We start from the raw sequence: 13,184 nt of genomic DNA, 5'->3' as shown, positions 1-13,184 counted from the left end.
GAGCTATATAGCCCCAAACTTCGTCTAAAATAATTTGTGCCGCTTTTTCAACCAAACAAAAACGCCTTTTATTTATGGGATTTCCTGCAAAATCCAATAAATAAAAGGCGTTTAATTTTTTTACCGGCAGCGTAAAAAATTTTGAAGTTGCCGATTAGAAAAAATCACGAAGCAACTTCTTCCTGTCCTTTACCTCCAGATGGAGAATTCCTATTTATATTTAGCGGCTCTAGCCTCTATATGGTCAATTGTTACCCTGAATCTTAACAACCGGTGTTCCCCTACCCCTGTCAAGAAGCCTTATGTTCGAGACGCAGCTTATCGGCAACCATGGCAATAAATTCGGAATTTGTAGGTTTTGCCTTAGTCATGCTTACGGTATATCCGAAAAGAGATGAAATGGATTCTATATTTCCACGGCTCCAGGCCACTTCAATCGCATGCCGGATAGCACGTTCAACACGGCTGGCCGTAGTATTGTATTTTTTTGCGATATCCGGATATAAAACTTTGGTGATAGAACCCAATAGTTCGATATCATTATATACCATGGATATGGCTTCCCTTAAATACAAATAGCCCTTAATATGTGCTGGCACTCCAATCTCGTGAATGATGCTTGTGATGCTGGCATCGAGGTTCTTCGGCTTGGATTCATTTTGGGGACGATAGCTAAATTGACTATGATTTTTTAAAACCGCCTGCCCTTTACTGCTTACCTGACGAATGTGATTGGCCAGATTTTCCATATCAAATGGTTTCAGGATAAAGTAAGACGCGCCCAAATCAACAGCTTTTTTCGTTACATCTTCTTGACCAAAGGCAGTAAGCATAATCACATTAGGCATAGCACCCCGTTTTACTTCACGAAGTTTTTCAAGTACACCTAACCCATCTAAATGAGGCATGATAATATCGAGGATCAATATATCCGGATCAACGCTTTCAAGCATACCCAGGCAATCTTGACCGTTATGTGCCACCCCAATTACTTCCATGTCTTCCTGTGCAGAAATGTATTCTTCCAGAAGGCCAACAAGTTCTCTATTATCATCTACAACGCACACCTTAATTTTTTTCACGCTTGATTTCCTCCTCAACTACAATTGGTCTTTTTTTCTATATGACTAAATTCTATTGTAATTGAACTTTTCGACAATGGAAACTAAATTCCTTTTATTTTTGAAAAAATATAAGGAATTCAATATTATTCTCCGGATATCTCTTGTTTTCGACTTCGTTTGCTATTCGAATAAACCGTTTGTCGAAAAATCTTCATATCGTTTTCATTTTATCACATCGTTTCAAAAAAACCTCTATTTTTTGAAGAAATCAAATTTAATTCCTACACAAACCTATGCTAATCATAAATTTCCATTAAAAAGGGGCATCCAAAAGGATACCCGGATTCTTAGCTTGCCTTTTCATAATTATCTTTGTCGTATATATTTATACCGGCTTCGTTTAACATCCATTCGATATGGACTCCATACCCACTTGTAGGATCATTAACGAATACATGGGTGACTGCACCGATTAATTTCCCATTTTGTATGATAGGACTGCCGCTCATACCTTGAACGATCCCACCCGTTTTTTGAAGCAATTCTTTATCCGTCACTTTTAAGACCATTCCTTTAATTGCAGGAAACTTCTGTGGTATGGAACTGACGATTTCGACATCGAATTCCTCCACTTCAGAACCATCCACCACTGTAAGGATTTTTGCTGGTCCTTCCTTTACCTCATGGGAAAGGGTGATAGGGAGTGGCTTTTCGTTAATTCCATTTTTAAAATCTTGATTTAATTTCCCAAAAATTCCAAAGGGGCTATTGCGATTGATATTTCCAATTTTTTCTTTATTGGAAGAAAAGCGTGCCAATTTTTCTCCCGGATCACCATTGCTTCCCTTTTCAATAGATGTGACCGTCGATTGAACAATCTGTCCGTCCTTTACAACAATAGGCTTTTTTGTATCCATATCGGATATGACATGTCCCAACGCCCCATATTTTTTCGAATCCGGGTGATAAAACGTCATCGTTCCAATGCCAGCTGCCGAATCACGGATATATAAACCTAATTTGTAAGTTCCTTCATTCTTATCCTTTAGAGGTAATAGGGTACTATGAAGCACTTCATTATCACGGTTAATGACAAGATTCAACGCCTCACCCTTTTCGCCTGCCTGCTGAACAAAAGGGGTTACATCCCCCATCTTCTTTATCGTCTGACCATTGATTTCTGTAATAATATCACCGATTTCAATTTTCGCTTTTTCTCCCGGTGATTTTTTCCCCTGCGCAGTATCAATAAGATGATGACCTACTACGAGAACTCCAAGAGTATTCAGCTTTACTCCAATGGATTGGCCTCCAGGCATGACTTTAAAGTCTTTTAACACCCTGATGTCGACCTTTTTGGCAGGTAAGCCTGCAACATCGAGTAACACTTCATTCGTACCTGGTTTCTCAGCACCAAGCGTAATCGAAGCTTGTTCATCATGAAGCGAAATTCCATCACTGGATCCCGAAGTTTTTGCAGAAACAGGCAATGATTTGGAAATACTATATTGACTTCCTTCAAATAGTACAAGATGATTTGGAATTAAAAAATATTCACGAGATGGCTGGTATAACCCTAATGTTAATAGCGAAACAAGGAGAATTCCACCGATGATCCTGTTTATCCATACAAATTTCAATCCATTCACTCTCCTCGCTCTCTGAAACTTTATGGCTACACCTTTAATTTAGCCCTCATGACAGTCATTTATAACAGGTGCAAAAAATAAAAGCTATCCGTTTTTGGATAGCTTTACAATGAATGCTTATGATAATTTTAAATAATCTTCTTACCGGCCCATCAAGATGTAATCTTCAGCCTTTTGGCCAGCTGGATTAATTCATTGGCATGCTGCTTCGTCAAATCCGTTATCTCTACTCCTGAAATCATCCTGCCAATTTCTTTTACTTTTTCAGTTTCAATTAGCGGCTTGACCGAGGTATTCGTGCGTCCGGCCCTTACATTTTTCGCTATGAAAAGATGAGTATCCGCCATAGCTGCCACCTGTGGCAAATGGGATATGCATAGTACTTGTGATCCAGTTGCCACTTTATAGATCTTTTCGGCAATGGATTGTGCAACCCGCCCGCTCACACCTGTGTCCACTTCATCAAATATAATGGACGTTATGCCTTGGTGCTTGGAGAAAATACTTTTCAAAGCCAGCATGATCCTCGACAGCTCTCCGCCAGATGCGATTTTAGAAAGAGGTTTTAACGGTTCGCCTGGATTGGTGGAAATATAAAATTCCATTGAATCCAGCCCTGACTGATTAATGCCCCTATCTGACATTTCATCGAAAGTATAGGCCGTTTGAAGGAAATGTGGTTCGAAAATTGTCTTTTCCATGTATAAATCTTTTAATTCCTGATGGATCTTTTTGGTTAACTGCTGAGCGAATTTCTGGCGAAGTTCAGAAAGATTCTTTGCTTCGACAATTAAATCTGCCTTGATGGATTTCATTTCCTTTTCAAGCTTCGCTATATGGGTTTCCCTATTTTGCAGTTTTTCGACTTCTTCTTCTATAGCGGCTCCATATTCCAGGATTTCCTCGATGGTCCTCCCGTATTTACGCTTTAATTGATTTATTTCATTAAGGCGACTTTCAATGAATTCCACACGTTCAGTATCATAATCCAAAGAGTCTAATTGGTCTCGGATGTTTGACACGGCCTCTTCAAGCAGGAAGTAGCTATTTGAAACGGTTTCAGAGCTGTTCTTTAAACCTTCATCAAGCCCTGCCGCTTCCTCCAAATTATTCATGGCTACTGAAAGCCAATCAATTGCATGCTGCTCACCATTTAAAGCATTATAACTGGTTTGCAGCGCTTCATGGATTTTTTCGAAATTATTAATTTTCTTCCGCTCTTCCATCAATTCTTCATCTTCGCGTAATTTCAAATCAGCTTTTTGGATTTCATCGAATTGAAATTGGATCAAATCAAGGCGGTGGACCATTTGCTGTTCATTTTGACTCAAACCATTCAATTGTTTAGAAGCGGTTTCATAACGTTTATATAGCTTTTGGTATTCAGTGAGTGCAGATGCGATTTTTTCACCGCCGAATTGATCGAGTAGCGGAAGATGGAGTCGTTCATCCATTAATTCCTGATGTTCATGCTGTCCATGGATATCTATCAATGTCCGTCCTATCTCTCGTAAAGTGGAAATCGTTACAAGTTTTCCATTTACCCTGCAAACGCTTTTGCCGCTCTGTGAGATGTCCCTTCGAAGTATCGCCATCCCATCATTCATATCCAGGCCAAACTCTTCCGCTTTGGCAAAGACCGGGTGTTTTTCATCTTCAATTTGGAATAATCCTTCTATTTCGGCCTTAGACTCACCATGCCGAATGAACTCTGCAGAACCACGCCCCCCAACCAAAAGATGAACGGCATCTATTATGATTGACTTCCCTGCCCCTGTTTCCCCTGTCAAGACCGTTAAGCCTTTCTCAAATGAAACGGACAGGCTGTCTATGATCGCAAAATTCCTAATCGATAGTTCTGTTAACAAACTAGGTCACCTCACAAAATTATTAGAGCATGTCCAAGAATTTGCCGGAAATGATCTTTGCATCTTCCTCAGAACGGCAGATAATTAAACAAGTATCATCGCCGCCGATCGTCCCGAGTATTTCTTGCCAATTTAAATTATCGATCAATGCACAGATTGCCTGGGCATTACCTGGGAGCATCTTCATAACCAGTAAATTGTTGGCTGAGTCAATGCGTACAAATGCATCAACAAGGATTCTCTTTAATTTTTGAAGTGGATTGAAACGTTGGTCGGCCGGCAGACTGTATTTATACCTTCCATCCGTTAAAGGAACTTTTACAAGGTGAAGCTCTTTAATATCCCTTGAAACAGTAGCTTGAGTTACATTGTATCCAGCTAATTTCAATTCTTCAACTAACTCATCCTGGGTTTCGATATCATTATTCGTTATAATGTCCCTTATTTTTATATGTCGTTGTCCTTTATTCATAAGTAGAAGCACCTCTTCTCAACTGTTGCACATTTAATGGTAACGTATCACTTTCATTCCTTACTTAAGCAAGCTGCCCAAATATGGGATTGCTTCGGTATCATCAGTACGTGCAAATAGGCCGCTTTAGAAAGTGGCTAATATTAATGTTATCGGATTTTTATGCAATTGTACAACTTTTTCTCTAAAATGAATGAATACAAGTCTATTTTTTGTACTTACCTATTTTATGTATCCCCTATAAATGATTCAAGTGCATGACGCACAATGTATAGTTAAAAAGCTCCTTTAGCCAACCATTCAGCCAAAGGAGCCCATACAAAGTTCTAGCTATTCTTTTTTAAATTGGGCATGGGCCTCTCCAACGATGTCATCAACCGTTTTCGAAAGCAATATCGATCCATCTTCCTTCGACCCTTGCCAGTGTAAATGAAGTAAGAATTCAATATTTCCATCACCCCCGGTAATCGGTGAGAAGGAGGCATCCTTAATATCATAGCCTTCCTTTATAGAAAAAGAAATGATCTTATCCAACACTTGTTTATGGATTTTAGGATCACGAACAATCCCCTTTTTACCCACTTGATCCTTCCCAGCTTCGAATTGCGGTTTAACCAAAGCAACGACATCACTATTCGGGACGAGCAAGGTCTTTAGCACCGGTAAAATTAACGTAAGCGAGATGAAAGAAACATCAATGCTTGCGAAGTTTGGCATCTCCCCATCGAGATCGGCGGGTGTAACATAACGGAAATTGGTCCGTTCCATAACTTTAACCCGCTCATCCTGCCTAAGCTTCCAGGCAAGTTGATTATAACCCACATCAAGCGCATAAGACATTGTGGCACCATTTTGCAAAGCACAATCCGTGAACCCACCAGTTGATGAACCGATATCAAGCAGTATTTTTCCATTCACTTGTAAATCGAATTCCCTTAATGCCTTCTCAAGTTTAAGACCGCCTCTTGAAACGTAAGGCATGACTTTTCCTTTGATCGTAAATTCGAGATCGACCGGCACTTTTTCCCCCGGTTTTTCGTACCGCTCTTCATTCGCGTAGACAAGGCCTGCCATAACCATACGCTTCGCTTTTTCACGTGTATCGGCCAAGCCTTGTTCTACAAGTAATACATCTACTCTTTCTTTCATCACTTTCATATTGTCAGGCCCTTTTTTCTTTTTTGGGTGTTATCATTTTAATCTTTTTGATGGCTGTCTCAGTCGTTAAACCGATTTCTTCAAGAAGTTCATCGACACTTCCATGTTCAATGAAATAATCAGGTATTCCCATTCGATCTATAGTTGCCCCATAAAAACCTTGATCATGAGCATATTCAAGAACAGAACTACCAAAACCACCTTGAAGAACCGCTTCTTCTATTGTCAAGATAGGCATTTTTTCACCAAGGAGACTGCTTAGCATGTTCTCATCCAAAGGCTTAATGAACCGGGCATTGATCACCTTGACTGAATAATCCTCTTTCTCCAGCAGTTCTGCCGCTTCAAGAGCCATGGGAATCGTTGTACCGAACGTTAAGATGGCCGCATCCGTTCCTTCTTTAAGAACTTCCCACGAACCGATTGGAATCTGCTGTAATTCGGTATCCATCACAACTCCCCAACCATTCCCACGAGGGAAACGCATAGCAATCGGACCATCATTATATTTTAAGGCCGTATTGACCATATGCTGACCTTCGTTTTCATCTTTCGGCATCATCAAAACCATATTCGGAACGTGGCGTAAGAAAGCAATATCGAAAACGCCTTGATGCGTTTCACCATCGGAACCAACCAATCCGGCACGATCGATCCCTATGAATACGTTCAAATTCTGACGGCAGATATCATGCACAACTTGGTCATAAGCCCTTTGCAGGAAGGTTGAATAAATAGCCAGAAAAGGTTTCATTTTTTGCGTTGCCAATCCGGCTGCAAAGGTTGCAGCATGCTGTTCGGCGATCCCTACATCATAGAAACGCTCTGGGAACTCTCGGGAAAAGCCCACCAATTTCGAACCTACGGGCATTGCAGGTGTAATCGCGACAATCCGCTCATCGTCACGTGCTAACCTGCTGACAGTATCACTTACAAGAGCGCTCCAAGCAGGACCTTTACTAGGCGATTTCACGAAATCACCTGTCTCGATCTTGTATGGGCCTGTCCCATGCCAGTTTCCTGTTGTATCCAACTCGGCAGGTGAATATCCCTTGCCTTTTTTCGTGATGACATGCAGCAGTACAGGTCCCTTCGTTTTCTTGGCATATCTTAAATTCTCCAGCAATTCCTCATAATTATGACCATCTACTGGTCCAAGGTATGTGAAACCGAGCTCTTCGAAAAAGATTCCTGAGACCAATAAGTATTTCATGCTATCCTTCAAGCGTTCAGCTGTAGCCGCAAGTTTACCACCGACTGCAGGAATTTTTTTCAAAAGCAGCTCCAATTCATCTTTTGCCCAGTTATATTTACCTGCTGTCCGCAATCTTCCCAATATCGTGTGTAAAGCACCTACGTTAGGCGCTATGGACATTTCATTATCATTCAGGATAACGATCATGTCCTTTTTTTCATCACCGATATGATTCAATGCTTCAAGCGCCATTCCGCCTGTTAGAGCACCGTCCCCGATTACAGGCAAAATAAAACTGCTTTCACCTTTGATATCACGGGCAGCCGCCATTCCCATTGCAGCTGAAAGGGAAGTCGAACTATGACCGGTTTCCCAAACATCATGGGGGCTTTCAATCATTTTAGGAAAACCGCAAAGACCTTTATATTTCTTTAAGGTGTCGAACTCTCCTGCTCTGCCAGTCAGGATTTTATGGACATAGGATTGATGTCCGACATCCCATAAAATTTTATCATTCGGACTGTCGAATTCTTTATGCAAGGCTATAGTCAATTCGACGACACCTAAATTGGGACCAATATGCCCACCGGTCACCGATAATTTTTCCACAAGGAATTTACGTACTTCCACACTTAACTCGACAAGTTCTTCATTATTCATCTTCTTCAAAAAAGAAGGGTCTTTTATAGATAGAAGATCCAAACAGGACCACTCACTTTCTGTCATCTTCGGTTGTAAGCATAAACAAAGCCTCATAAAAGAGGGCTATGGAAGACTTGACCGAAAAATTGGTTTTAAGTTAAAAAATAGCCGCCAACACCCAGGTGATTTCGGCGGCTTATTATACCTATTTTATCACGTTTCTCAATTAAAAAATTCATTTTGATTTTCACATATTTTTGCACAATGAGTATACCATAAAACCTCAATTGATAACAAATTTAGCCACAATCAATGGTTACGGTTCGCTATTAAATCAGTTAGTTCATTCAACAAACACGTTTGTAAGTTTGTTTTTCCTAAAGCGGCATGGGCAAGTTCTATATGATGTTCCAACTTTTCCTTTGCCCCTTGCAGTGTAAGTAAAGAGGGATATGTGCTTTTATGATTCCCCACATCACTGCCAACCGGCTTGCCGATCAACTCGACGGACCCTTCAATATCCAGAATATCATCGCGAATTTGAAAAGCAAGCCCCAGGTGGTATGCAAAGTCACGTAAATGCAGTTGCTCTTCTTCATTCGCTCCAGCTAATATAGCTCCGGAAAGGATGCTTGCAGTCAATAACTTCCCTGTTTTATGTTCATGGACATACTCCAATTCCTGAAGAGTCAACTGTTTATTTTCCCCTTCCATATCGGCAACTTGACCTCCAACCATTCCTTCGGCTCCGGCAGACTTCGCAATTTCACTTACAAGGTTCAGCTTCATTTCAGCCGTCACCTCGGGATCGATCATTTCCGTCACCAATTGAAAGCTATATGTAAGAAGCGCATCACCTGCCAGTATTGCTACCGCTTCACCGAACACTTTATGGTTCGTCGGTTTTCCGCGGCGGAGATCATCATCATCCATCGCCGGAAGATCATCATGAATCAAAGAATATGTATGAATCATTTCAATAGCAGCCGCTGCAGGAATCCCCATCCTCAAGCTTTTTCCAAAGGCCTCCAGAACCGCAAAGACCAATAACGGGCGAATCCGTTTACCTCCTGCCTCCAGTGAATAGATCATAGCTTCTTTGACCACTGCCGGGGCTTTAAGTTTATTGACATATTCCACGATTTCCCGTTCTATAACCGTCTTATATTCTTTAGAAAACATTTCAAAGGACGCCGTACCCATGTCATTCTTCCTCCTGTACAGCGAAGTTTTCAAGTTCCCCATCTTCGCGTAAAATTTGAGTCAACTGATCTTCAACAGCCTTAAGCTTTGAATGGCAAAGCCTTGATAAATCCATTCCTTGTTTATATATGGAGATGGCTTCTTCCAAGGGCACATCGCCTTCTTCCAACTGTTCTACAATTTTTTCGAGATTCTCCATCGCTTCTTCAAATGTAGCTTCCTGTTTTTTTGTCATGGTTCAATCCGCTCCTTTATTTCTTTAATTTCACATTCAAGGGTACCATCTTTAATCGAAACCGCTATCTTATCCCCTTTGGATACTTGCTGTGTACTTTTCACTAATGTCTCATCCTCAGCAAAAACCAATCCATAGCCCCGTTCCATGATTTTTAGTGGACTGAGGGCAGACAAAGTGGCTGTAATATGGACGAACTGCTGTGATTTTTGCCGATAGATGGCTTCCATGGCCCTCCGTAAAACCTTTACATGCTGCTGCAATTCATCTTTCGCATTTTTCACCGCTTGTTCAGGATGCTGCTTTTTCAGAATATCGTTCAGCTGATTCAGCCCATCTCTCTTTTTCATGAAATATCGCGTGCTGGTCCTCCCCAGCCTGTCCATCGTCTTGTCTAGCTGTTCAAGCTTCTGTTCATACATTTTATGTGGATAACGGAAAGCATAAGACCTCTCCATCCTGGTCAAACGGGTTCGTTCAAAATTGACCGCTTCTTGAATCGAGCGGGTCAATCGATTCTTGCGGTTCATAAGGCGTTCGAGTATTTCATTCAAGTGAGGAACCGCTAACTCTGCTGCACCAGTCGGTGTAGGAGCACGCATATCGGCGACAAAATCAGCAATTGTAAAATCGGTTTCGTGACCGACAGCAGAAATTACTGGTATATCGGAATCATAAATCGATTCAGCCACTATTTCCTCATTAAAGGCCCATAGCTCCTCGATCGACCCGCCGCCCCTTCCAACAATGAGAACATCACTTTCCGCCCTTGCGTTAGCCATGGAAATTGCCTTCGCAATCGATTTGGCGGCATTATTCCCTTGTACAAGTGCTGGATAAACGATGATCCTGGCGATTGGATATCTCCGCTTGATGGTTATCAGGATATCTCTTAGTGCAGCTCCGGTCGGCGATGTTATGACACCTACAGATTTAGGGTACTGGGGAATCGGCTTCTTATGTTCGGCCAAAAACAAACCTGCCTCCTCCAGCTTTTTCTTCAGCTGTTCATAAGCAAGATACAAATCCCCCACACCATCAGGGGCCATGCTTTTTACATAAAGCTGATACTGTCCCCCCGCTTCATATAATGATATATCACCCTTAACAAGTACCTTCATACCATTCTCGGGCAGGAATTTCATCCCTTTATTATTGGCGGCAAACATAACGGAGAGGAGTCGGGCCTTCTCATCCTTTAAAGTAAAATACATATGTCCGCTTGTATGTTGTTTAAAATTTGAAATTTCACCTTTTATGTATACATTTTGCAAATGGGGGTCGGCATCGAACTTCCTTTTGATGTACTTCGTTAAAGCCGACACACTCAAATATTGTTGGTTGCTCATATATTGTCTCCTTCCGATGGAAATCGGATATAAAGAAAACTCTCCTATAGATTACACTTAAAACTTGATTAATCCATGAATGGAAAAAAAGCGGTCTCCCGTTATTATAAAACAAGAGGTCCGCTTCTTTAAAATAATTTAACGTTTTTTTCAGCTTTTTAATGCTTGCTTGTTCTGTTCAAGTGCTTTTTGAGCAGATTTGACCGTATTCTTCATAAGCATCGTAATCGTCATGGGACCAACGCCTTTAGGAACAGGGGTAATGTATGAAGCCTTATTTTTCACTTCATCAAACGCCACATCACCGCAAAGCTTCCCTTCATCATTCCTGTTCATTCCGACGTCAATGACGACTGCGCCTTCTTTAATATGGTCACTCGTGATCGTGTCCCTCTTTCCGACAGCTGCCACAACGACATCGGCTTGCTTGGTATAATATGCAAGATCCTTTGTCCGTGAATGACAGTAAGTAACGGTTGCATTTGCATTTAAAAACATTTGTCCGGCTGGTTTTCCGACAATATTACTTCTCCCTACGATGACAACATGCTTACCTTCAAGGTCATAGTCGATATACTCAAGCATCACCATGACGCCGTATGGAGTACAAGGTAAAAATGCATCCTGTCCCGTCATCATCCTCCCAATATTAATCGGGTGGAATCCATCTACATCCTTTTCAGGGGAAATCGCTTCAATGATCGCTTTTTCCTGAATATGTCCAGGCAATGGCAGCTGCACCAATATACCATGAATGCTGTCATCCAGGTTTAATTCAGCAATGCTCTGAATTAATTCCTCCTGAGAGAGTTCCGACGGCTTTTTAATTAATACGGAATGCATGCCCAAGTCCTCACAGGCCTTTTGCTTATTGCGCACATAAGTTTGTGATGCTTGATTGTCACCCACCAGGATTACAGCCAAACCCGGAACGACATTTTTTTCACGTAACTGTTGAACTTCCTTACTGATTTCCTGCCTAACTGACTCTGCAATTTCTTTACCATTAATGATTTGAGCTGACATGTGTTTATTCCTCCCAAGTTAATTTTGCTAAAGAAATTGCTGAGAGAATCCTTGTTCAAGGCTGCAGCTTTAGCTGCCGCTTTTCACCTTTACTTTGGATAAAACGGCATTTACAAAGCTGCTCGATTGATCATCACCGAATTTCTTAGCAATTTCAATAGCTTCATTCATTGCAACACTTACAGGAACACCTTCACTGTGAACCATTTCATAGACCGCGATCCGCAGTAAATTCCGATCAATGTTCGCCAGTCTTTCCAACGTCCAATTCTCTAAATTGTCCCTGATCATTCCATCAATTTGTTCTCGATTTTCCGTTATCCCCATTACTAATTTCTTGAAATATTCATCAGTAGGAGCACCATCCAGTACGCTTTCCATTGCTTCCTCTGCATTCGAGTTGGCAATATCTATCTGATATAGTGCTTGAAGGGATTTTTCACGGGCTTCTCTTCTTTTCATAATCTTACTCCTTTAACATCTACTATTATATATGAAAACGCTAGAACAAACGAACATTAAATAACATTTTTTCAAAAATATTAAGATTTTCGCTATATTATTAAAAAAACAAGCTAAATCTCACTAAAATCAAGGCCAAAAGACTCAAAATCTTGATTCAAGATAACATCTCAAGATTACTTTCCAAATTAAACGGCCAACACAGTCCCATACTTTTTGAAAGTGTCAAAAAGCTCATGCCTAGCTTTCATGCTCATATTTCACCTTTTACACTCTAACAGAAATCACCCTTGAATTAAAGGGAAACTTCCAGACACCGCCTTATTATGTTCATTTATATTTAATATTATAAGCAGGCTCCATAAGCGGGGTATCAGGGAAGTATAAATTCAAAAAAAACAAAAACCCGGCTTTTTGCCGGGTTTTTGCAGGTGTGAATCGAATGTAGCCACTTACACTTCTTGTTCGTAATCCGCTTCTTGTTTAGCGTTTTCAAACGCAATGCCCACTACATGAATGTTCACTTCGCCAGCGTCGATAGCGGTCATATTCAACAAAGCTTCACGAATGTTATCTTGCACTTCCTGAGCAACTTTCGGAATTGAAACACCAAACTTCATGACACAATAAAGTTCGACTTTGATGGATTCTCCCGTTAAGTCCACTTTAACACCTTTGCCGTGGTTCTTTTTACCAAGCTTTTCAACAACACCAGTAGCGAAATTCCCGCGCATATGTGCAACACCTTCAACTTCCGATGCAGCGATACCCGCAATCACCTCTATCACCTCAGGCGCGATCTCCACTTTGCCAAGCCCACTATTATAATCATTCATTTCAAGTAATTGGCCTTCCATTTCA

12 protein-coding genes are annotated in these 13,184 nt (G+C 41.0%); all 12 read right to left on the bottom strand.

Features of this window, described 5'->3' with window-relative positions:
• Positions 1 to 290 precede the first annotated feature (290 nt).
• Positions 291 to 1,082, bottom strand: coding sequence for a sporulation transcription factor Spo0A (spo0A, locus tag BS1321_RS21915; protein ID WP_063233099.1), 792 nt, complete (start codon positions 1,080 to 1,082; stop codon positions 291 to 293).
• A gap of 329 nt (positions 1,083 to 1,411) precedes the next feature.
• On the bottom strand, positions 1,412 to 2,704 hold the full coding sequence (spoIVB, locus tag BS1321_RS21910; protein WP_063233098.1) for a SpoIVB peptidase: 1,293 nt from the start codon (positions 2,702 to 2,704) through the stop codon (positions 1,412 to 1,414).
• 161 nt (positions 2,705 to 2,865) lie between these two features.
• Positions 2,866 to 4,581: a DNA repair protein RecN gene (gene recN / locus BS1321_RS21905; protein ID WP_063233097.1), complete on the bottom strand. Its 1,716-nt coding sequence runs from the start codon at positions 4,579 to 4,581 to the stop codon at positions 2,866 to 2,868.
• A 22-nt stretch (positions 4,582 to 4,603) separates the two neighbouring features.
• On the bottom strand, positions 4,604 to 5,053 hold the full coding sequence (gene ahrC, locus BS1321_RS21900; RefSeq protein WP_034308279.1) for a transcriptional regulator AhrC/ArgR: 450 nt from the start codon (positions 5,051 to 5,053) through the stop codon (positions 4,604 to 4,606).
• A gap of 330 nt (positions 5,054 to 5,383) precedes the next feature.
• Entirely contained in the window at positions 5,384 to 6,211 is an 828-nt protein-coding gene (locus tag BS1321_RS21895; protein ID WP_063233096.1) for a TlyA family RNA methyltransferase, read from the bottom strand.
• A gap of 4 nt (positions 6,212 to 6,215) precedes the next feature.
• Positions 6,216 to 8,108: a 1-deoxy-D-xylulose-5-phosphate synthase gene (gene dxs / locus BS1321_RS21890; protein WP_063233180.1), complete on the bottom strand. Its 1,893-nt coding sequence runs from the start codon at positions 8,106 to 8,108 to the stop codon at positions 6,216 to 6,218.
• 249 nt (positions 8,109 to 8,357) lie between these two features.
• The gene (locus tag BS1321_RS21885) at positions 8,358 to 9,251 is read right to left on the bottom strand and encodes a polyprenyl synthetase family protein (protein WP_063233095.1); all 894 of its coding nucleotides are present in this window, start codon (positions 9,249 to 9,251) and stop codon (positions 8,358 to 8,360) included.
• A 1-nt stretch (position 9,252) separates the two neighbouring features.
• On the bottom strand, positions 9,253 to 9,486 hold the full coding sequence (locus BS1321_RS21880) for an exodeoxyribonuclease VII small subunit (protein WP_034308286.1): 234 nt from the start codon (positions 9,484 to 9,486) through the stop codon (positions 9,253 to 9,255).
• Positions 9,483 to 10,835, bottom strand: coding sequence for an exodeoxyribonuclease VII large subunit (xseA, locus tag BS1321_RS21875; protein ID WP_063233094.1), 1,353 nt, complete (start codon positions 10,833 to 10,835; stop codon positions 9,483 to 9,485). The genes BS1321_RS21880 and xseA overlap by 4 nt, the downstream gene beginning before the upstream one ends.
• Before the next feature lie 150 nt (positions 10,836 to 10,985).
• On the bottom strand, positions 10,986 to 11,861 hold the full coding sequence (gene folD / locus BS1321_RS21870) for a bifunctional methylenetetrahydrofolate dehydrogenase/methenyltetrahydrofolate cyclohydrolase FolD (protein WP_063233093.1): 876 nt from the start codon (positions 11,859 to 11,861) through the stop codon (positions 10,986 to 10,988).
• A 69-nt stretch (positions 11,862 to 11,930) separates the two neighbouring features.
• Entirely contained in the window at positions 11,931 to 12,323 is a 393-nt protein-coding gene (gene nusB / locus BS1321_RS21865; RefSeq protein WP_063233092.1) for a transcription antitermination factor NusB, read from the bottom strand.
• A 452-nt stretch (positions 12,324 to 12,775) separates the two neighbouring features.
• Entirely contained in the window at positions 12,776 to 13,180 is a 405-nt protein-coding gene (locus BS1321_RS21860; RefSeq protein WP_222620245.1) for an Asp23/Gls24 family envelope stress response protein, read from the bottom strand.
• Positions 13,181 to 13,184: the final 4 nt, after the last annotated feature.

The sequence above is a fragment of the Peribacillus simplex NBRC 15720 = DSM 1321 genome (assembly GCF_002243645.1).
In the GTDB taxonomy this organism is placed as follows: Bacteria; Bacillota; Bacilli; order Bacillales; family DSM-1321; genus Peribacillus; species Peribacillus simplex.
Note: the sequence above shows the minus strand (reverse complement) of the source record. Positions and strands in the feature narration are given on the sequence as shown.